Genomic DNA, 19734 nt, shown 5'->3' with positions numbered 1-19734 from the left:
AGTAAAGAATGGCCTTAGAAGTAATTATGCCTAAAGCCGGTGTCGATATGACAGAAGGTCAGATCGTCCAATGGAATAAAAAAGTAGGAGAATTTGTTAAAGAAGGAGAAGTTCTCCTCGAAATCATGACAGACAAAGTCAGCATGGAATTGGAAGCTGAGGAAGATGGCTACCTTATTGCTATTCTCAAAGGGGATGGAGAAACGGTTCCAGTTACAGAAATTATCGGTTATCTTGGTGCTGAAGGCGAAAATATCCCAACAGCTTCTGCAGAAGCTCCAGTTGCTGAAAGTCCAATTACCCCACTTGCTCAAGATGACTCTGGTAAGAGTGAAGATGCCTATGATGTCGTTGTCATCGGTGGTGGTCCAGCTGGTTATGTTGCAGCGATTAAGGCTTCTCAACTTGGTGGTAAAGTGGCTATTGTGGAAAAAACAGCCCTTGGTGGCACCTGTCTAAACCGTGGCTGTATCCCAACGAAAACCTACCTTCACAATGCTGAAATCATCGAAAGTCTCGGTCATGCAGCTGATCGCGGCATCTTGGTTGAAAACCCAAGCTTTACCGTCGATATGGACAAGGTTGTGGCGACCAAAGATAAGGTCGTAGCGACTTTAGTCGGTGGAGTTAGTGGTCTAATGCGCTCTTACGGTATTGACGTCCACATGGGTGTTGGAACCATTACCAAAGATAAGAATGTCCTTGTGGATGGTAGTACCCTCCTCGAAACCAAGAAAATCATCCTCGCCGGAGGCTCCAAAGTCAGCAAGATCAACATCCCAGGCATGGAATCTGACTTGGTTATGACAAGTGATGATATCCTTAACCTCAAGGAAGTTCCAGAACACTTGGTTGTCATTGGTGGTGGAGTTGTCGGAATCGAGTTAGGACAAGCCTTCATGACCTACGGTTCAAAAATAACGGTTATTGAAATGACAGACCGCATCGTTCCTGCTATGGATAAAGAAGTCTCTAAGAACCTTCGCCTCATTCTCGAGCGCAAAGGCATGACCATTCATACTGAAACGAAGCTAGAAGAAATCATCGAAGAAAATGGCAAGCTCCGTATTAAAGTTTCAGGTCAAGAGGACATCCTAGCTGATAAGGCCCTGCTTTCAATCGGACGTGTTCCAGATTTAGAAGGTATGGGTGAAGTGGACTTCGAACTTGAAAATGGCCGTATCAAGGTCAATGAATATATGGAAACATCTGTTCCAGGTATTTATGCTCCAGGGGACATCAATGGAACCAAAATGTTGGCCCATGCAGCCTTCCGAATGGGAGAAGTAGCAGCTGAAAATGCTTTGAAAGGCAACCATGCCGTAGCTAAACTCAACCTAACTCCTGCTGCTATTTACACCTTACCAGAAGTAGCAGCTGTTGGATTAACAGAAGAACAGGCACGTGAACAGTATGACGTTGCAATTGGTAAATTCAATTTCGCTGCCAACGGACGTGCTATCGCTTCCGATGCTGCTCAAGGATTTGTTAAAGTCATCGCAGATAAGAAGTATGGTGAAGTTCTCGGTGTCCATATTATTGGACCTGCCGCTGCAGAGTTGATCAACGAAGCTTCAACCATCATCGAAATGGAAATCACGGTTGAAGAAGTACTTAAAACGATTCATGGTCACCCAACTTACTCAGAAGTCATGTATGAAGCCTTTGCAGATGTTCTCAATCTAGCTGTACATGCACCCAAGAAATAGGAGACTTCATGAAATATATTGTTAACGAAAGTAATGACACAGCTTTTAATATTGCACTGGAAGAATATGCCTTTAAGCACATGCTTGATGAAGACATGATTTTCATTCTATGGATCAACAAACCTTCTATTATCGTAGGACGCCACCAGAATACCATTGAAGAAATCAACCGCGACTATGTTCGAGAAAATGATATTGAGGTCGTTCGACGTATCAGTGGTGGTGGTGCCGTATACCACGACTACAACAACCTCAACTACACCATCATCTCCAACGAAAATCAAGATAAACTTTTTGATTTTAAGAGTTTCTCTATTCCTGTTATCAATACTTTGGCCGCACTAGGAGTCAAAGCAGAGTTTACAGGTCGCAACGATTTAGAAATTGATGGAAAAAAATTCGGGGGAAATGCCCAAGCCTATATCAATGGTCGAATTATGCACCATGGAGCTCTTCTCTTTGATGTAGACTTATCTGTCTTAGCGAAGGCACTTCAGGTTTCTAAACATAAAATTGAATCCAAAGGTGTAAAATCCGTACGTGCTCGCGTTACGAATATTGTTGACGAATTGGAAGATAAAATTTCTGTCCTTGAATTCCGAGATCTCTTATTAGACTATATGAAAAAAGAGTATCCTGAAATGGTTGAATATACGTTTTCCGATAGCGAATTAGAAGAAATTCGCCACATTCGAGATACAAAATTTGGTAACTGGGATTGGAACTACGGAAAATCCCCAGAGTATAATATCCGTCGTTCCATTAAATTCCCAAGTGGTTTGGTAGATGCTTATATCAATGTAGTTGAATCACATATTGGCTCTATCAAAATTTATGGAGATTTCTTTGGTATTGAGGATGTAGCTGCAGTAGAAGAGGCTTTGATAGGTCTCGCCTATGAACGAGAAACTGTTGAGCAAAAACTGACTGAACTGGATTTGTCACGCTATTTCGCAGGAATTTCAGCGCAAGAAATTGCGGAGGCCATTGTTGAATAACTTTATGTTTAATGGTTGAACGCTAGAAGAAATCTAGCATTCAACCATCATCTAAAATTGAGAAATGGAAGAAAAATTAGAACGATTAAAAGAGATTGATAGCATCATAGTCAATAAGGAGGTTGCAGAAAATACTGAATTGCAGCAGATTTTTTCAAAAGCCAAAAAAGCTATTGAAAACGATGAAGCACAAGCAATTGGTCAGTTATAGTCTTTTAGTTTACTTTTAGTACAAGGAAGCGAGTCGTAGACAGTACTGAAGTACGGCAAGACGAGCTAACACAGTAATAAAAGAAAAACTAAAAGAGTATAAGCCAAAACTTATCTCTCTATCTAATGATGCATCAGTATAAAGCTCCCAAAAATGTGATAGAATTTGCTACAAAAATCGCCAAAGAATATCATCGGGAACGTGGTAAAATCTCCGTCTTCAATATGTTGGCTATGAGCCTCCATTGCTTAAAATAGGATAATTGAAATGCCCTAGAGTTGATCTAGGGCATTCTTTTGTTCCTCGTCGACAATATGGGTATAAAGGTCCGTGACCTGTGTACTAGCATGTCCCAATTGATGACTGACCAAGACTTGTGATTTGGTCGCATCATACAGACGGGTTGCAAGTGTGTGGCGTAGTTTATGGGGGGTTACACGGATTTTGAAAGATTCCGAGTACTTTGCAACCATTTTTTCAATGCTAGAAGCATCGATTCGATTCGCTCTGCCTCTATATTCACTCAAAAACAAAGCAAGGTTTTGTTTCTCAGGCTTGTAGCGTTTGTCGCGGATTTCGATATATTGGAGGAGATAGGGTTTAGCAAAGCCCGCGATGGGCACCGCATCCCGACGACCTCCCTTACGCGTGACCTCCGCAATCATCAGTTGTGTATTCAAGTCCCTAACATCGAGGTTGACAGCTTCTGATAAGCGAATCCCTGAAGCCAGCAGAAGTGCAATCAATGCTAAATCACGTTCCTTGTTTTTCTCATAGGAACTGAGGGCACGTTTGGAAAGCTGTTTGGGATAATCATCCTCAATGTGGCGTAAAAATCCCTCCGTTTCCTCTCCTAAAAAGAGCTTTTGCTTGATCGTTTCCGCCCTTGCAGCCAGAGTCTCCTTTTTCTTTTTCGTCGAAACCTTCTTCATGACATTGCGGTAAAAATAAGGTTCTCCTTGATCATTTTCAACTTCCTCGGTCAAAAATTTAAAGAGACTGGAGAGAGCCGAGAGAGTCCGGTTAATGGTTGTCTGTGATAAGCCAGTCTTAGTCGAATTTGCATTCAATAAGGGGCGTTCACGCAGATATAAGATAAAAGACTCAATATCCTTCTTAGAAAGATGCTCCAGTGTTTCAATGGGAATCTCTTTGATTTCAGAAACTTGAACCAGATCCGTGTCCATCAACCAATTAAAAAATCTCTGGTATTCTTTCAGGTATTCGTATAAGGTCGGAAAACTATAAGGCACTGTTAACTTGGATTGGTAGTATTCCAATACATACCAAGGCATAACCTGCTTTAAAACTTCAATCTTTTCTAGCAATAATTCGCGACGCATAAGTACCTCCAAATTCTCTAATAGTAGTGTACCAAATACAAAAACTTTTTTCAAGAAAATTACAGTTTTTCGGAAAGATGTTACAAAGGAAATTCCGAATGGTTTTGGGTTTGTTTTACCATTGCTTCTAAAAATTCCTTAGGCTGTCGTTTTTAACGTTTCCAATACTAAGCAATCTTCCTGACTCTCTCACCGTTGGTATTCGCGGCTAAAAACAAAGAATAACTTGGACGTTAAACTTTATGGTTTTGAAATGAATCGTTTTTTGTTGAAATTTATTTATGTTAAGTATAATCTATCAAAAAAAGCTGGGAACACCAGCTTTTTCATTTTTACAGTTTTACATTTAATCTTCGTAATCTCCACCTGGTACTCCAAAATATTCTTCTAGAGTCAAACCTGATTTGGCAATATCTTTCGCTTCTGAACCAATATAGCGTACGTGCCAGCTTTCTGCTGTGTAACCCGTAATATCTTCCTTATCCTCAGTGTAGCGAACAATGAAACCATAATCTGCCGCATGATCTCTTAACCATTTGCTGGCTTCTTTATCTGTCAAAAGATTTCCTGAGCTATCGATTAAGTCATAGGCAAGACCAGTTTGGTGCTCACTGTAACCAGCTCTTGCTGAATAACGATCGGCATTGGCTTGACCATCTCGATCAACATAGGATTGGTATAATCCAACCTGTGTTTCATAGGAACGATAACCACTATACTGATTGCTGACAGCAAACCCTTTTTCTTGCATATCCGCAATCAGTTGCATAAATGCAGTCTGTGCTTGAGGGTCTTCTCCTGGTGCATAGTTTGCATTTAAGGGGTGTTTCTTATTCACAATAATAATTTCTTGTCCATCAGAACCTTTGACACTATAGTAATCGCCATTATAAGTAGCTTTAGTGTCCATCTTAGCTTCTTTTTGTTGTGTACTGGACTTGGATGATGAACTTTCATTTGAATCGTTTTTGGCTGTCTGATTTGATTCAGTATTGGTCTTATTTTCTTGAGTAGTTGCTGATTCTTGGCCACAAGCTGCTAAAGCTAGGGTCATGAGAATCAAACCGAACCATTTTTTTGATTTCATAAGATCCTTTCTTAATACTCACTGATAGAGTAAATTTTGAAGCTGCCATTTTCTGGGCGAAGCATAAAGACTTGATTTTTATTAACGATATCGGATTTACCGTTTGTATAAACTTCTTTAAAGCTATTGCGAACTGTAACTTTATAGTCATTACCTTCCTTGGCAACATCCATAACGTTATACTCTATTGTTGTTTGATAATTAACATTCGCTCTCACAACACCACCGTTTGCTACGTAATCATACATTACTTTGTAGGCATCACTATTGGTGTCATAATAGTCCGTGAAACCAACTGACCGGTTACGGATAGAGTCACGCATGGCACTGATATAAGAGGTCATAAAGCTACTGATAGCTGCTTTATCTTCTTCCAATTTCCGTTTGGCTTCTTCTTCCTGCTTCGCTTTCTCTTCTTTGGCTGTTTTAGCATCCGTCATTTTTTGCTGAATATCCGAAGAAAGCTGAAGGTCAGCTGTAAGATTTTCTTGACCTGGTTTTACAAAAATTTTACTTTTTTCAGTCGTATACGTATTCTCTTCAAACTTGAATTGAGCATGAACATCAATTGTTTGGTTTTCAATCAATTTAAGTTTCTTGGTTAACTCAGTCGCAACTTCTTTGTTATTGACATATAATTTAATATCACTCGCCCCTTGAACATCGCTAGGGAGTGAAACTTGGAGATTCTTGTCTACATTAGAAATGGATAGAGTAATATGATTCTCTTTGGCTTCCGAAAGTTCTGCAGTAATATCCGTATTCAAGTCGCCAGCATCGGTTTTTCCTTTAGCCGCAAAAGAATGAGGGGCAAAGGAGAATTCTCCCAACTCTAATTCCTTATCTTTTTCAACCTTCTGCTCATTTAAACTCAGGGATTCCAAATTCGTTTTAGCCGTAATGGTCAAAGGATACGTTTTTACATCATAAACAGGGAAGATACCAAGTTTTTTCTCAGCTTCCTCAAGACCAAGTAACTGATTCCCATTTTGATCTTTAATAATGTAAGAAGGATCAGCTTCTAACTTAGCCAACTCACTCTCTAGCTTTCCATCTTCATTTAAATACTGAACAAAGTTCTTAGCATCTTCCGCAGACCAGTTCACTTTTTTCGAATCAGCATCACTGAACGATTCCGCAAGTTGTTGAAATTTGCTATTTTCAATTTGTTTGGAAATTTGATCGACGGCCAAATCCGCACCAGATTCCTTATCAAAATAGTAATACCCACCGCCCAGAGCGATAAGAACTAAACCAATGGCTGTACCTGTAAAAACCTGTTTACGGCTAAGCGTGAATTTTTTCACTTTCTTAACAAGAGCTGTAGTTTGGTCCACTTGTGCAGGTGCTACAACAACGGGTTCAGCTACGGATTCAACCGATGTTAAATCAGGTAAATAATCTACGTCAAACCCTGTTTCCTTAGCAAGGGCAAACTCCTGAGGCTCAGGTCGACGACCGTGCGCCGCTTCATAAGCTTGAACCCAAAGTGTTTTTGGATCCTGATTCCCAAGGTTAGACTGTGAAGGTTCCTCAGTTTCTTGAGCTGGAATCTCCTGCATTTTTGTTGAAGCTGATCGTGTAGAGTTTTGGAAACCAGTCTTCTTAGCTTCCATATATTCGGCAGGGCTAGGCTTGCGTTTCTGTTCAGATTCGAAAGCTGCAACCCATTGGTGGGCTAAATCATCCTCTGAAGCTTCCCCTGAAGCTTCCCCTTCCAAAGGAAAGCCCGCTTCCTTTGCTGCAACAAACTCTTGTGGACTCGGTTTTCTTCCCTCACGCGTTTCAAACTGCTCTAGCCATTGATCCTTCTTTTCCATAATCTTTAACACCTAACTTTATTCTTTTTCCTATTATAAGTTTAGTAGAAAGCCAGTTTCCTGTCAATGTTTTATTGGTTATTTTTTAACATAAATTTATTTAATAAAATTTATCCTGAGAATCAAATATTAGCCCTAGATGTAACTTAACATCTACATATACACTAAATGACCCAACAAGCCATTAACGATTTGTTGGGTCATTTCATATTTTTAAATTCCCAGTAACTCGTCTGGGAATTCGTCTTCGACATCAACCACATAGTACTCTTTGGGTTGATACCATTTTTTTAGAAAATTTATAGGAAATGCTTTGATTTTTGTATTATAGCGAGCTACAAACTCGTTGTAAGCTCTTTGATAGTTTGCTAGCTCTTCCTCACTCCTGAATAGTTCATCAAAGAGTCTTGAGACTGCTTGTGGCATACTTAAATCAGGAATCTCATCCAAAATCCGGGCGAACTCTCGCGAGGTTTCAACTTTGGATGTGCGGTGTTTTTCCGTCAAGCCAGACTTCCTCCGTTCTTTAACAACAGTTGATTGCTCTGAAACAAGAACTCCCTGAGTTAATTCTTTTAAGTTCTCTTTTTCACGTTCCTGATGTTTGTCTACAAAGCGATTGGCTTTGGATAAGAGTTGACGATTTCGTTCCTCGGTAATACGGATATTACTTGCTAATTGAGAACAGCTTTCCGAGAGACGGTTGGCTTCACTAATTGTTAGGAAACTATAGATCAACAAGGTTGTCAGCGTTCCAAGTACAAAACTAGCGCCAGGGAAGGGTTCAACAACAGTCTCCACTTCTTGTGGAGTAATTGTCAGAGCAAATATGAATACCCATAATAGAGTCGAAAGGATTGTAAAGCCGAGTAGACTAAGCAGGGTGACAAAAATTGATTTTTGTTTCATAGCACACCTTCAATCACTTTTTCCGTTTTTTTCTAGCTTTTTTCAGTTGCTTATTCATACGGTTCATGGCTTGTTTAGTGGCAAATTGGCCAAGTTTGCCTTTAAGACCTCCTCCAAAGAGCTGGCTCATATCCATATCCCCACCAAGGGCTGATAGGTCTGGCATGCCATTTGCTCCCATCATTCCTTCTAAAGCAGACATATCCATATCCCCCATGTTTGGCATATTTGGCATGTTCTTAGGAAGTTGGTTAGGATTTAATCCCATTTGTTTCATCATCTTATTCATATCCCCAGACATAACCCCTTGCATCATTTGTTTGGCTTGGTTAAAGTCCTTGATGAATTTATTTACTTCCACAAAACTGTTGCCTGATCCAGCAGCAATACGACGACGGCGAGCTGGAGTGAGGAGATCAGGGTTCTCTCGCTCTGCAGGTGTCATAGAGTAGATAATAGCCTTACGGCGAGCAACTTCTTTTTCATCAACCTTGAGATTTTTTAAAGCTGGGTTGCTAGCCATACCAGGAATCATTTTTAAGAGATCTTCCATTGGTCCCATGCTTTGAACCTGATCCAACTGATCAAGGAAATCGTTGAAGTCAAAGGTATTTTCCCGCATTTTCTCAGCGATTTCCAAGCTCTTTTGTTGGTCATACTCTTGAGAGGCTTTCTCAATCAGCGTTAGAAGGTCCCCCATTCCAAGAATACGGCTGGCCATACGGTCTGGATAAAAGGCTTCAATGTCCGTAATCTTTTCACCTGTACCGGTAAATTTAATGGGTTTTCCAGTGATGTGACGAACAGATAGAGCAGCTCCGCCTCGGGTATCTCCATCCATCTTGGTTAAGATAACACCCGTAACCTCTAATTGTTCATTAAATTCACGTGCAATATTGGCAGCTTCCTGACCAATCATAGCATCGACGACCAAAAGAATTTCGTTTGGTTGGGCAAAATCCTTAATGTCCTTCAACTCTTGCATAAGGACTTGATCAATCTGCAAACGTCCAGCCGTATCAATCAAGACATAGTCATTTTTGTTTTCACGGGCTTGTTCCAAACCAGCTTTCACAATCTCAAGCGCTGGGACTTCAGTTCCCATCGCAAAAACGGGTACATCGATTTGCTGGCCGAGTGTTTTTAACTGGTCGATAGCCGCTGGGCGGTATATATCCGCCGCAATCAATAAGGGACGAGCATTTTCTTCTTTTTTGAGTTTGTTGGCCAATTTTCCAGCGAAGGTTGTTTTTCCCGCCCCTTGGAGACCGGCCATCATGATGATGGTTGGTATCTTAGGTGATTTTTCAATCTCCGAACGATCAGAACCAAGCAAGTCAGTCAATTCTTCATTGACAATTTTAATAACCTGTTGGGCTGGATTCAAGGTGTCGATAACCTCTTGTCCCAAGGCACGTTCTCGAATTTGCTTGATAAAATCCTTCACAACAGGAAGAGCTACGTCAGCCTCCAGCAAGGCCATCCGAATCTCTTTGGTTGCCTCTTGAATATCTTTTTCGTCAATTTTGCCTTTTTTACGAAGATTTTTAAAAACAGATTGCAAGCGTTCTGTTAAACTTTCAAACATATTTCATCCTCACTCTCGATTATCAATGCTAGTTAGCAAGTCAATTTTTTCTTTTAAATACTTATCTTGGGGATAGCTTTCAAGGATTTCTTCAAAAACTTGACTACGAACAATATAATCAGAATACATATGGAGCTTACGTTCATAATCTTCCAAAATTCGTTCCGTTCTCTTAATATTATCGTAGACAGCTTGACGACTGACCTGGTACTCCTCCGCAATTTCCGCCAAAGAATAATCGTCCGCATAATAAAGCTCTATATAGTTCATTTGCTTATCCGTTAATAAAGCAGCATAAAACTCAAACAAAGCGTTCATGCGATTGGTTTTTTCAATTTCCATAACACTCCTATTGTAACAAAAAAATCGCAATTGGATACAATATTTACACACATCTTGCTAAAGAAAAAAACTCTGATTCTATCCACAAAAATTGAGTCTTCATCGCAACAAAAAGTCCCTCCGCAAGGGAGGGATCAATGCCATTCAATTTTTTCTCTTTTTGCTTCAGGTAAGGTTGCTAACTTATGCACTCCTGAAAAATCTCTCTTCAACCCTAGGAAGATTGTTTTTGCCTTTTCTTCCTTATCTTGAAAAACAGATCATACAGAAATAAATTATGATTGAATCTCAACGCCACAGGATCTGTTCTCCACCCACTCCTTCTAATTTTCAAAATAAAATTCGAAACGATCTGCTGCATATTGGCTTTTTACGTACTCAAAGGCTTGTCCGTCTTCCAGGTAGGATAATTGAGTGAGCGCTAATACAGCTTGACCTCGTGGAATATCCAGATAATGGGCAATGCGATCCCCTACCAGTTTGGCACTGATAGTCTGACTTGATTTGCCAATTCGATACCCCTTTTCCTCCAAGCTTTTGAAAAAATGACTGGTTACCTGCTCTTTGGGTAAATCTTTAATAAATTTTTCTGGGATGGAGGCAATCTCATAAACGACGGGGACATCATCTGCATACCGAACCCGTTCCATACGAATGATATTCTCTTCTCTGGCAATCCCCAAGCGGTCCACTTCTTGCTGGCTTGGCAGGGTTCGCCGATAGGAGATAAGATGACTGGATGGCTCTTTTCCTTGCGACTGAATTATTTCTGTAAAAGAGGTCGTCCCCCTCATTTTTTCTTGAACACGGGTTGAAGCAATAAATGTACCGCTCCCAACGCGGCGTTCTAAGACCCCTTCTTCCACTAATAGTGTAATGGCCTGACGCAGGGTCATCCGACTGACCTGATAGTGTTCCGCCAAATCGCGTTCGCTTGGCAAACGCTGACCAATCTTCCACTGCCCTTGATCAATAGCTGATTTAATATCATCGTGTATTTCTAAATAGGCTGGACGCATAGCTCCTCCCCCTTCTTTCTTACTATTTTAGTGACCCTAAAAGGAAAAGTCAACTCAATGTAGCTTCCTTGGCAAGGAGCTAGGTCTGTGATACAATGGGAACTATAAAAAATCTAAAATGAGGAAAGGGATTAGATGACTACAATCACTCCTGACATGAAAGATGTCGAAAAAATTATCGTTCTGGATTATGGTAGCCAATACAACCAATTGATTTCTCGTCGTGTACGTGAAATGGGTGTATTTTCTGAATTAAAGAGCCATAAACTCAGCGCCCAAGAAGTGAAAGAGATGAATCCAGTTGGAATCATTCTTTCAGGTGGTCCAAACTCTGTTTATGAAGAAGGATCCTTCGATATTGATCCGGAAATCTTTGAGTTGGGAATCCCTGTACTTGGAATTTGTTACGGAATGCAGCTCATGACCCATAAATTGGGAGGAAAAGTTGTCCCTGCTGGTGAAGCCGGAAATCGTGAATACGGTCAATCCAACTTGACCCACACTCCTGACAGCCTCCTCTTTGCTGGAACTCCAGAAGAACAATTGGTTTTAATGAGTCACGGAGATGCGGTAACCGAAATTCCTGATAACTTTGTTCGCACCGGTACTTCTGCTGACTGTCCTTTCGCGGCTATCGAAAATGCAGATAAAAATCTTTATGGTATTCAATTCCACCCAGAAGTTCGTCATTCTGTTTATGGATTTGACCTTTTGAAAAACTTTGTGTTCAATATCTGTGGTGCTAAAGGCGATTGGACCATGAATAACTTTATCGACATGGAAATCAAAAAAATCCGTGAAACCGTTGGAGATCGCAAAGTCCTCCTTGGTTTGTCAGGTGGAGTTGATTCCTCCGTTGTCGGTGTCCTTCTTCAAAAAGCGATTGGAGACCAACTCATCTGTATCTTTGTAGATCATGGCTTGCTACGGAAAGGCGAAGCTGATCAAGTTATGGATATGCTTGGAGGCAAATTCGGCCTTAACATCGTAAAAGCTGACGCTTCTGAACGGTTCCTTTCAAAACTTGCAGGAGTTTCGGATCCAGAACAAAAACGGAAAATCATCGGAAACGAATTTGTTTATGTCTTCGATGATGAGGCTCGTAAATTGGACGGTGTCGATTTCTTGGCCCAAGGTACCCTCTACACAGACATTATCGAGTCTGGAACTGATACCGCACAAACCATCAAATCGCACCATAACGTAGGTGGTCTACCAGAAGACCTCCAATTTGAATTGATTGAACCTCTCAACACCCTCTTTAAAGACGAAGTACGTGCCCTTGGAACAGAACTTGGTATGCCAGACGAAGTCGTATGGCGCCAACCATTCCCAGGACCAGGACTTGCCATCCGTGTGATGGGGGAAATCACCGAAGAAAAACTCAAAACCGTCCGTGAATCCGACGCTATCCTCCGCGAAGAAATTCAAAAAGCTGGCCTAGACCGTGACGTATGGCAATACTTCACCGTTAACACAGGCGTCCGCTCCGTCGGAGTTATGGGAGACGGCCGCACCTATGACTACACCCTTGCTATCCGTGCCATCACTTCTATCGATGGAATGACAGCCGACTTCGCCCAACTCCCATGGGATGTTCTGAAGAAAATCTCTGTCCGCATCGTAAACGAAGTCGACCACGTCAACCGCATCGTCTACGACATCACCAGCAAACCACCAGCAACAGTTGAGTGGGAGTAAACATGTCCTGAGGACATGTTTACCCGTCGCCTTGAAATTAAAAAGCGACGTTTAAGCCCTGTGGAGAATCAATCTCGATTTCCTCTCGATTGATTTATCCCGAGCTTGAAAAAATAGAGAGCGAGGCATGTCCTGAGGAAAAACAATTTCGAAATCCTCTCGATTGTTTTTACCCGTCGCCTTGAAATAAAAAGCGACGTTAACCCTTGCGATAAATCAATCTCGAGTTATTTTTAATGGAGGCTAAGTTTCACCCTCTATCTCACTATCAGCTGATCAGTCCTCGCAAAACGAGGGCTGATTTTTTATATTGCTCTCTTTTCTACTATTTCATAAAATAAAAATTTAGTGCTTCTATGCTAATTATGTATGATACTATTTAAAGGGGAATTGGTATTCGAAAGAATTGGAGATATAGTATGAATTCAGAAATCAAATGGATTTTCTTTGATATTGGTTCTACACTTTTTGATGAAACTGCAATTTATGAAAATAGAATTGAAAAGATAATACAGGATAATAAGATTGATAAAATGAATTTGTCACAAAGGTGAAAGAACGCGCAAAAATTAATCAGAAGCCGATTGTATCGGTTGCTGAAGATTACAAGGTGAAAATTCCTGCTTGACGGCACGACTTAGAAGTCTTATACCCAGATGTAAAAGAAATATTGCCAAAACTCTATCAAAAATACAAACTTGGTATAATTGCAAACCAGGATTTTGGGACGGAAAAAAGATTGGCAGCTTTTGGTTTCCGACAATACTTTGACATCGTCATCGCCTCTGCTGAGAAAGGTATCTCCAAACCTAATCTGAGAATATTCCAGATTGCACTTAATCGAGCGAATTGTAAACCTGAATCAGCCATCATGATTGGAGACAGAATTGATAATGATATAGTTCCAGCTAATAAAATCGGTATGAAAACGGTTTGGATTAAACAAGGCCCCAGTAGTTCTGTCGAGCCAAATAAAATCGAGGCATATCCCAGCTCCACCATCAACAATCTAAGTGAGTTATTGACTATTCTCTCCTAATCAACCACATTTATTGCTCATAAGGTGCTTAACTGTACACATTTTACAATTTGAAAATAACACTATGTCAATTTAGATGAGCCTTATTGGATTTTTTTAAAAAAGAAATCCCCCTACTCCTTGAAAAGAAAGATTTCAGTGAGTAGGGGGATTATCGTTAGAGGCGTCCTTACCTAATTCGGTTCATAAATAGGTTCACATTATCAATAATTGTACTCCATAATTTTGGATAATGTGACTTTAAATCAGAAGCCATCGAAAAGCCTAAATCTTTGCTATTGATCGTTGTTAGCTTACCACAATGATCAATAGCTAACTTCTTTTGATAATTCGAGCAAAGGATACTCAGAACTTTTGATTTCCAAATCAAATTTTTTGTCAATATTCTTTCTGATAGTAATTGACGAAACTGGCAATACAGTTAAATCTGTAAAACCAGTTTCTTTTTCAATATTCAAAATCAGTACAGGCCGATTTTTAAATCGTATAGCTCTAGTTTTTGAATCATAATATGGAAATCTTGAAGATTTAATTTTCCCGATTAGAGAAGTGTTATTACTCATAAAACTACTTCTCCTTCTTCAAATTCTTCAAACTCTTCAAACTCATCTAAATACATATCATACAGTGAGTCATAGACACGTACTTCCTCAGAATCTTTCCGAATATCATCTTTTGATATGATTTTATTCCCACTTTTTGAATCATTTAATCCTTCACGGCTATTTCTCCATGACATTTCTTCATGAGAAAATCTCTTAAATACCATGCATCATAATGCCCGTACATATTGATGACACTTTCAATCACATATTTATCTGTAGCAGTTAAAGAACCATCATCGCCTGTATAAGGTTCATAGTTTTCTTCAAAGAAATAACGTAATTCAGGTAAGACTGGCCCGTGCTTCCAGTCTTGAAAATCGCTTGGAAATAGTTCATTTCCCACTGAAGCGAAACTTTCTCTTTGGGCAAAATACATTAACTTTTGTAACTTCAACTCCTGAGTTTCAAAGCGTAAATTTGAAATTTGTTCATAAGCATAGATTATATATCTTGCAACATCTATTGTTTTTGTCATCATTCTATAATCTCCTTATTGAATCATTAAACCAATTATAGGGCACCTCGAAAAACTCCGGTTTTGCATCAAATCATGTCGTAGAAATTTTGATAAATCAATGTTCGAATTTTTAAGAGTTAAGTTTTTAGAGGTGCCCTATAGCATAATTCAGTTATTTCTATCTTTTTCACTGAATTTTATCTCTTACCTTCTCATTTCCCAATAAAAAAGATGAAAGTCTCCTAGGCAGTTTAATTAAATCTATTTTTAAAAATTGTTAAATGAAAATCAGCATTAGTGGTCACAATTTCGTTCCCCTTTACTTCTTCCTCACCATTACCTGTGTTCCTTCATCTACCTGACTTCTAACCTCAATGTCCAATTCTAGTTGGTCGAGCACGCGCTTGGCTAGGTAGAGACCAAAGCCGCTGGCTTTTTGGTGTTCGCGGCCATTAAATCCGGTGAAGCCTTGATCAAAGAGGCGGGGGATGTCTTCTGGCAGAATGCCAATGCCCTGGTCGCTGATACGGACCCCCTTATCCAGTTGAATCTGGACGGATCCGCCTTCTTGGCTATACTTGATAGCGTTATCTAGGATTTGGGAGAGGGCGAAGGAAAGCCATTTTCGATCAGATTTAAGCTTCCACTTGCCTTCTATACTAACAGCAATTTGTTTATGTAAAAAGTGGGTGCGGTATTTCTTTACTAAGTCAACCATGATTTGGCGCACTTCTACTTCTTCAAAGCGGAAATCACTGCTCTGATTGCTGAGTTTTAGGTAGTTAAGGAGGTTGGCTTGGTAATTATCCAATCGTAAGAGCTGATTGTCCACGTCTTGTGGATCCAGTTTCTTCGTCTGACTCATTAACGAGAGGGCTGCAAGTGGCACCTTCATTTGATGAGACCATAACTTGACCACTGCTTGGAGATCTTCTTCCCTTTTCTTATAGGACAAGAGTTGCTGGCGGGCATCGTCCTTCTCCTTTTCAAGCAAAGATAAATAAGCGCGGTCAATGGGCTTATTGAGAAGATAGAGGTCAGATTCATGAATTCCATCTTGTAAGGCTTTCATTCGATGAAAAAATTTCCAAAAAAGGCTTAGAATGAGAATAAGAAAGATAGTCCAGGATAAAAAGACAGATTGCAGAAAGAAGGCCCAGGGAAGTTGGTAAAGATAGAACAAAATCAGATAAGAGCTTGTCAGTAAAATATAAGCAAGAAAGAAGGTACGGTATTCTCGAAGAAAAGAGCCTATCATTTAACCAAGTACCCCACTCCCCGTACAGTATGAATCCGATCAAACCCCACTTCCGCTACCTTTTTCCGCAAACGGGTCATATTGACATTGAGGGTATTCTGGTCAATAAAATCTTCATTCTCCCATAAGTCCTTGAGCAATTCGTCCTTGCTGACAACCTGTCCCTGCCCCTTAAAGAGAGCTTTCAAAATCCGTGTTTCCGTTGGGGTTAGCTGTACCTGGTTTTGTCCTCGTCGTAAGCGCCCTTCCAAACTCAGATGAAAATCATCCACACTGAAGTCCTGAGCAGGTGCAAATTGATTCACCCGTCGTAAAAAAGCACCAATTTTGGCATCCAGAATTTCCAAGGAAAAGGGCTTGGTCACAAAATCATCACCGCCCATATTCATAGCCATAACCGCATTCATCTCGTCATCACTAGAAGATATAAAAATAATGGGCATGGTCATACTCTTACGAATCTCAGTGGTCCAGTAAAAGCCATTATAGTAAGGTAAACGAATATCCATCAAAATAATATCTGGTTGCATTTCTGCAACTTCTTGGCTCACTGCACGAAAATTCTGTACGCTCAGAACATGGTGGTTCTGGCCCAAATGTTTCTTGAGAAGATCGACAATCAAGGCATCATCTTCAACAATGTATACGACACTTTGTTTCATAGTGACATTCTAACACCTTTTGTCAGAAAAATAAAAAGATAACCAGGAATTAACAGAGGAAAAGCCAGAGACAAAAATCTCTGACTTTTCAAATTATCGTTCAATAATATGGTAGTAGGTACGACTGGTCCACTTATAAATAATATAGTAGGTAATTGCCACCAAGATAAGAGTTACAGCACTAACAGTGTAAATCAGATTAGATGAATAAATCCCAAATTCAGCCAGCATTTGTCGAAGCATCACAGTTGAGACCAAAAAATGCAGAATCGCTATCGCTAAAGGTAAAAAGAAGAGGATAACAATTTGGGAATTAATGGTTTTCTTAACGGCTTCCTGGCTCATTCCAATTTCCTGTAAAATTTTATAGGATTTTTTATCCTCATGTCCTTCAGAGTATTGTTTGTAGTAGATAATTAAGGCGGCTCCCAGAATAAAACTCATTCCAATGAGAAATCCTGTGAAAAGAAAACCACCTGTGAAACCAATCATTAAATCTTGGTATTCTTGTTTCTGCATGACACTACCAAGAATTTCACCCTCCTTATTTTCGAATAGATAGCTATCACCATTAGCACTTGCAATTTGAGAGACCTGTTCAGATGAAAGATCTGTCAGAACTCGGTAAACACTGTTAACTGGAAAGCCTGTTAGCTGGAGAGATTGGAAATAATTTCTAAAGGATTCTAAAACCGTATCATTGGCAACTACAAGGACTGCAGACTGAAAGGTATTCGCCACATCAGGAAACTGAGCTTTGGTTAGATTTTGAACAACCTCAAAATGTTGATCACCCAACCTCAATGCCTTTAGATTTGTTTTTTCATTCATTCGAACAAAGGCCAGTTGATTATCAGCTAGAGTCGGTAATTGGTTCCCTAATTTTCGAAAATCATCTTGGGTAACCAGGTAAGTAAAGAGAATTTCTGTTGGATTCAAATCCCCCATTGTTTCTGGATTAATTGTAACCGATTCTCCACCCTGATAGCGGATGGCAGTCTGAAAAGCCCAGTAAGATAGAGCATTCTTCTCAGTTTCGGGGAAAGAGTTTAAAACAGACTCACGATAGAGGTTCTCACCTTGCTCTCTTGTTTCCGCAAAATATTCTAAGGATGTGTCTGTTGGATAAAGATTATTTACAATTTCATTTGTTCCTGCATACAAAGAAGTCGTTGTCGCTATGGTTACAAAGGTCATAACTGCTAAAAGCGTAATATTGGCCAAGCCCATTGCATGTTGCTTCATTCGAAAAATCATTTGGGAAGTTGTAATGAAGTGCTCTGGTTGGTAAAAATATTGTTTATTCTTTCGACGTCTTTTTAAAAACCAAGTAATAAAACTCATATAGAAAAGATAGGTTCCAGCAATGACCAAAAGAACTGCGATAAAAAAGCGTAAAATAATCTCTACTCCACTCGCTTTGGATGAGAGAGAAAGATAGTAACCAAAACCAAGGCTTAACAAGGCTAGAACCGCAAAAAGACTATTTCCTCTAGGTTCTCTCTCCCCCTTCTCACTGGTTCTGAAAAGAACAAGAGGATTGGTTTTTCCAATTTGATAAATGGCTATAAACTCCAGAACTAGGAAAATTCCTGCAAAGATCAGTCCTGTAAAGAACGAAGCTAAGGGACTCCCCGTAAAATTTAGTTCATGATAACCCACCAAATTAACAAAAAGAAGATAGAAGAGATTGGATACAATCGTCCCCAAGATGGATCCGGCAATCACTATCAACAAAAAAATAAAGAATAGTTCCAAACTGGCAATCAGCGAAACCTTTTTTTTATTCATTCCCAGCATATTGTAGAGACCAAATTCTCGCGTTCGTTGTTGCAACAGAAATTTAAAACTATAAATTTCCATATTTAAGGAGAAAATTGTTAGTACTACAATACCCAAAGATAAGGTTATGCCGCCACTTCCGAGGCTAGCAATCACGGGGCTGAGCATGAGGGAAAAAACTGCCGACATGATCGTAAAGAGGACAAGACTGGCTAATACAAACGGAGCAAAGATACGGGAGGACTTTTGAATATTCTGTAAGGCTAGTTTAACATAAAACATCTATTCACCTCCTAGCAAGCTAGACATTGCTAGCGAAATTTCTTTAGCAAAATCTTGATTTGTTTTTCCCACTTTATAAAGTTGATGGTATATCCGACCGTCTTTGATAAAGAGAACTCGATTGGCGTGACTAGCCGCATTGGCAGAATGGGTTACCATAAGGATTGTCTGACCAGAATGATTGATTTCTTCAAAAAGATGGAGTAAGTCTTCTGAATTTCGATAATCCAATGCTGCTGTCGGTTCATCCGCTAAAACCAGTTGTGGTTTGGTGATTAAACTACGAGCAATGGCAACACGCTGTTTCTGTCCACCAGATAATTCAAACGGACGTTTTTGCAATAAATCTTGAATACCCAGCTGGGGAGCTAACACTGCCAGGGTGCGTTCCATCTCCTGAAACGATTTACGAGCTAACACAAGTGGGAGAAAAATATTGTCCTGAATCGTTAAGGTATCCAAGAGGTTAAAGTCTTGAAAGACAAACCCTAGATTTCGAAGGCGAAAATCAGCTAATTTTCCCTCTTTAATTCTAGTAATATCTTGGCCATTTAAGATAACAGAACCTCTACTCGGTTTATCTAGGGTGGCCAAAATATTAAGAAGAGTTGTTTTACCAGACCCACTTTCCCCCATAATTGCAATAAACTCACCTTCTTCAACTTTAAAATCCACATCCTGGAGGGCGCGTGTTTCCTCTTTGGAAAAACGAGTCCGATAAACCTTTTCTAAATGATTGATTTCTAATAACATCTGTTTCCTTCTTTCTTTACTTTTTCTGTCTCTATTATAGAAAAATATCCCTACTACAAATCTTACAAGACTGGCTCCTAACTTACATTTTTGTAAGAAAAAAGAGGTTGGGACAAAAGTCTCAACCTTCCTATTTTAGTTAGTGAATCCACTTTGACGCATTTTATAA

19 protein-coding genes and 1 pseudogene are annotated in these 19734 nt (G+C 39.8%); 6 read left to right on the top strand and 14 right to left on the bottom strand.

Going from position 1 to position 19734, the window contains the following annotated elements:
* The first annotated feature begins 8 nt into the window (after positions 1 to 8).
* The 3 genes from lpdA to JEQ21_RS00360 all read left to right on the top strand — a co-directional run bounded on the left by lpdA (position 9) and on the right by JEQ21_RS00360 (position 2918).
* Positions 9 to 1709 carry a dihydrolipoyl dehydrogenase gene (gene lpdA, locus JEQ21_RS00370; protein WP_196967207.1) on the top strand — a complete coding sequence of 567 codons (1701 nt, stop codon included), beginning with the start codon at positions 9 to 11 and terminating at the stop codon, positions 1707 to 1709.
* A gap of 8 nt (positions 1710 to 1717) precedes the next feature.
* Positions 1718 to 2707, top strand: coding sequence for a lipoate--protein ligase (locus tag JEQ21_RS00365; protein ID WP_199363503.1), 990 nt, complete (start codon positions 1718 to 1720; stop codon positions 2705 to 2707).
* Between the two features lie 64 nt (positions 2708 to 2771).
* Positions 2772 to 2918 carry a hypothetical protein gene (locus JEQ21_RS00360; RefSeq protein WP_199363502.1) on the top strand — a complete coding sequence of 49 codons (147 nt, stop codon included), beginning with the start codon at positions 2772 to 2774 and terminating at the stop codon, positions 2916 to 2918.
* 272 nt (positions 2919 to 3190) lie between these two features.
* Here JEQ21_RS00360 and xerS read toward each other — a convergent pair whose 3' ends face one another.
* From xerS to JEQ21_RS00325, 7 genes are all read right to left on the bottom strand, one after another.
* Positions 3191 to 4261: a tyrosine recombinase XerS gene (xerS, locus tag JEQ21_RS00355; protein ID WP_199363501.1), complete on the bottom strand. Its 1071-nt coding sequence runs from the start codon at positions 4259 to 4261 to the stop codon at positions 3191 to 3193.
* Positions 4262 to 4607: 346 nt separating this feature from the next.
* Positions 4608 to 5348 carry an LD-carboxypeptidase LdcB/DacB gene (gene ldcB, locus JEQ21_RS00350; RefSeq protein WP_199363500.1) on the bottom strand — a complete coding sequence of 247 codons (741 nt, stop codon included), beginning with the start codon at positions 5346 to 5348 and terminating at the stop codon, positions 4608 to 4610.
* An 11-nt stretch (positions 5349 to 5359) separates the two neighbouring features.
* Entirely contained in the window at positions 5360 to 7168 is a 1809-nt protein-coding gene (locus tag JEQ21_RS00345) for a TcaA NTF2-like domain-containing protein (protein ID WP_199363499.1), read from the bottom strand.
* Between the two features lie 213 nt (positions 7169 to 7381).
* Complete coding sequence (locus JEQ21_RS00340; protein WP_199363498.1) at positions 7382 to 8077, bottom strand: LemA family protein; 696 nt, start codon at positions 8075 to 8077, stop codon at positions 7382 to 7384.
* 13 nt (positions 8078 to 8090) lie between these two features.
* Complete coding sequence (ffh, locus tag JEQ21_RS00335) at positions 8091 to 9665, bottom strand: signal recognition particle protein (RefSeq protein ID WP_199363497.1); 1575 nt, start codon at positions 9663 to 9665, stop codon at positions 8091 to 8093.
* Positions 9666 to 9674: 9 nt separating this feature from the next.
* A complete protein-coding gene (locus JEQ21_RS00330; RefSeq protein WP_196091536.1) occupies positions 9675 to 10007 on the bottom strand; it encodes a putative DNA-binding protein in 333 nt (110 codons plus the stop codon).
* A gap of 323 nt (positions 10008 to 10330) precedes the next feature.
* On the bottom strand, positions 10331 to 11026 hold the full coding sequence (locus JEQ21_RS00325) for a GntR family transcriptional regulator (RefSeq protein WP_196967198.1): 696 nt from the start codon (positions 11024 to 11026) through the stop codon (positions 10331 to 10333).
* 135 nt (positions 11027 to 11161) lie between these two features.
* On the opposite strand from JEQ21_RS00325, the gene guaA reads away from it, so the two are divergent.
* The 3 genes and pseudogenes from guaA to JEQ21_RS00315 all read left to right on the top strand — a co-directional run.
* Positions 11162 to 12727 (top strand): glutamine-hydrolyzing GMP synthase, encoded by a 1566-nt coding sequence (gene guaA, locus JEQ21_RS00320; protein WP_199363496.1) that lies wholly within the window; start codon positions 11162 to 11164, stop codon positions 12725 to 12727.
* Positions 12728 to 13146: 419 nt separating this feature from the next.
* Positions 13147 to 13281: a hypothetical protein gene (locus tag JEQ21_RS10085; protein ID WP_267904614.1), complete on the top strand. Its 135-nt coding sequence runs from the start codon at positions 13147 to 13149 to the stop codon at positions 13279 to 13281.
* An 89-nt stretch (positions 13282 to 13370) separates the two neighbouring features.
* Positions 13371 to 13766: pseudogene (locus tag JEQ21_RS00315) on the top strand (HAD family hydrolase); the annotation flags it as partial.
* Between the two features lie 305 nt (positions 13767 to 14071).
* Here the strand turns inward: JEQ21_RS00315 and JEQ21_RS00310 are convergent.
* The 7 genes from JEQ21_RS00310 to JEQ21_RS00280 form a co-directional block, all read right to left on the bottom strand.
* Complete coding sequence (locus JEQ21_RS00310; RefSeq protein ID WP_199363494.1) at positions 14072 to 14329, bottom strand: hypothetical protein; 258 nt, start codon at positions 14327 to 14329, stop codon at positions 14072 to 14074.
* Positions 14326 to 14505 (bottom strand): hypothetical protein, encoded by a 180-nt coding sequence (locus JEQ21_RS00305; protein WP_199363493.1) that lies wholly within the window; start codon positions 14503 to 14505, stop codon positions 14326 to 14328. Before JEQ21_RS00305 ends, JEQ21_RS00310 begins: the two co-directional genes overlap by 4 nt.
* Positions 14475 to 14849 (bottom strand): Panacea domain-containing protein, encoded by a 375-nt coding sequence (locus JEQ21_RS00300; protein WP_199363492.1) that lies wholly within the window; start codon positions 14847 to 14849, stop codon positions 14475 to 14477. Before JEQ21_RS00300 ends, JEQ21_RS00305 begins: the two co-directional genes overlap by 31 nt.
* Positions 14850 to 15147: 298 nt before the next feature.
* On the bottom strand, positions 15148 to 16086 hold the full coding sequence (locus JEQ21_RS00295; RefSeq protein ID WP_199363491.1) for a sensor histidine kinase: 939 nt from the start codon (positions 16084 to 16086) through the stop codon (positions 15148 to 15150).
* Entirely contained in the window at positions 16083 to 16748 is a 666-nt protein-coding gene (locus tag JEQ21_RS00290) for a response regulator transcription factor (RefSeq protein ID WP_199363490.1), read from the bottom strand. The genes JEQ21_RS00295 and JEQ21_RS00290 overlap by 4 nt, the downstream gene beginning before the upstream one ends.
* A gap of 93 nt (positions 16749 to 16841) precedes the next feature.
* Positions 16842 to 18812, bottom strand: a complete 1971-nt coding sequence (locus JEQ21_RS00285) for an ABC transporter permease (protein ID WP_199363489.1) — start codon at positions 18810 to 18812, stop codon at positions 16842 to 16844.
* Positions 18813 to 19565: an ABC transporter ATP-binding protein gene (locus tag JEQ21_RS00280; RefSeq protein WP_199363488.1), complete on the bottom strand. Its 753-nt coding sequence runs from the start codon at positions 19563 to 19565 to the stop codon at positions 18813 to 18815. It lies immediately after the preceding gene.
* Between the last annotated feature and the right edge of the window lie 169 nt (positions 19566 to 19734).

Source organism: Streptococcus sp. 121, from assembly GCF_016458205.1.
Classification (GTDB): Bacteria; Bacillota; Bacilli; order Lactobacillales; family Streptococcaceae; genus Streptococcus.
Note: the sequence above shows the minus strand (reverse complement) of the source record. Positions and strands in the feature narration are given on the sequence as shown.

Coding starts and splice junctions, on each gene's coding strand:
- lpdA (WP_196967207.1), top strand. CDS start 9: ATGGCCTTAGAAGTAATTATGCCTAAAGCCGGTGTCGATATGACAGAA.
- JEQ21_RS00365 (WP_199363503.1), top strand. CDS start 1,718: ATGAAATATATTGTTAACGAAAGTAATGACACAGCTTTTAATATTGCA.
- JEQ21_RS00360 (WP_199363502.1), top strand. CDS start 2,772: ATGGAAGAAAAATTAGAACGATTAAAAGAGATTGATAGCATCATAGTC.
- xerS (WP_199363501.1), bottom strand. CDS start 4,261: ATGCGTCGCGAATTATTGCTAGAAAAGATTGAAGTTTTAAAGCAGGTT.
- ldcB (WP_199363500.1), bottom strand. CDS start 5,348: ATGAAATCAAAAAAATGGTTCGGTTTGATTCTCATGACCCTAGCTTTA.
- JEQ21_RS00345 (WP_199363499.1), bottom strand. CDS start 7,168: ATGGAAAAGAAGGATCAATGGCTAGAGCAGTTTGAAACGCGTGAGGGA.
- JEQ21_RS00340 (WP_199363498.1), bottom strand. CDS start 8,077: ATGAAACAAAAATCAATTTTTGTCACCCTGCTTAGTCTACTCGGCTTT.
- ffh (WP_199363497.1), bottom strand. CDS start 9,665: ATGTTTGAAAGTTTAACAGAACGCTTGCAATCTGTTTTTAAAAATCTT.
- JEQ21_RS00330 (WP_196091536.1), bottom strand. CDS start 10,007: ATGGAAATTGAAAAAACCAATCGCATGAACGCTTTGTTTGAGTTTTAT.
- JEQ21_RS00325 (WP_196967198.1), bottom strand. CDS start 11,026: ATGCGTCCAGCCTATTTAGAAATACACGATGATATTAAATCAGCTATT.
- guaA (WP_199363496.1), top strand. CDS start 11,162: ATGACTACAATCACTCCTGACATGAAAGATGTCGAAAAAATTATCGTT.
- JEQ21_RS10085 (WP_267904614.1), top strand. CDS start 13,147: ATGAATTCAGAAATCAAATGGATTTTCTTTGATATTGGTTCTACACTT.
- JEQ21_RS00310 (WP_199363494.1), bottom strand. CDS start 14,329: ATGAGTAATAACACTTCTCTAATCGGGAAAATTAAATCTTCAAGATTT.
- JEQ21_RS00305 (WP_199363493.1), bottom strand. CDS start 14,505: ATGTCATGGAGAAATAGCCGTGAAGGATTAAATGATTCAAAAAGTGGG.
- JEQ21_RS00300 (WP_199363492.1), bottom strand. CDS start 14,849: ATGATGACAAAAACAATAGATGTTGCAAGATATATAATCTATGCTTAT.
- JEQ21_RS00295 (WP_199363491.1), bottom strand. CDS start 16,086: ATGATAGGCTCTTTTCTTCGAGAATACCGTACCTTCTTTCTTGCTTAT.
- JEQ21_RS00290 (WP_199363490.1), bottom strand. CDS start 16,748: ATGAAACAAAGTGTCGTATACATTGTTGAAGATGATGCCTTGATTGTC.
- JEQ21_RS00285 (WP_199363489.1), bottom strand. CDS start 18,812: ATGTTTTATGTTAAACTAGCCTTACAGAATATTCAAAAGTCCTCCCGT.
- JEQ21_RS00280 (WP_199363488.1), bottom strand. CDS start 19,565: ATGTTATTAGAAATCAATCATTTAGAAAAGGTTTATCGGACTCGTTTT.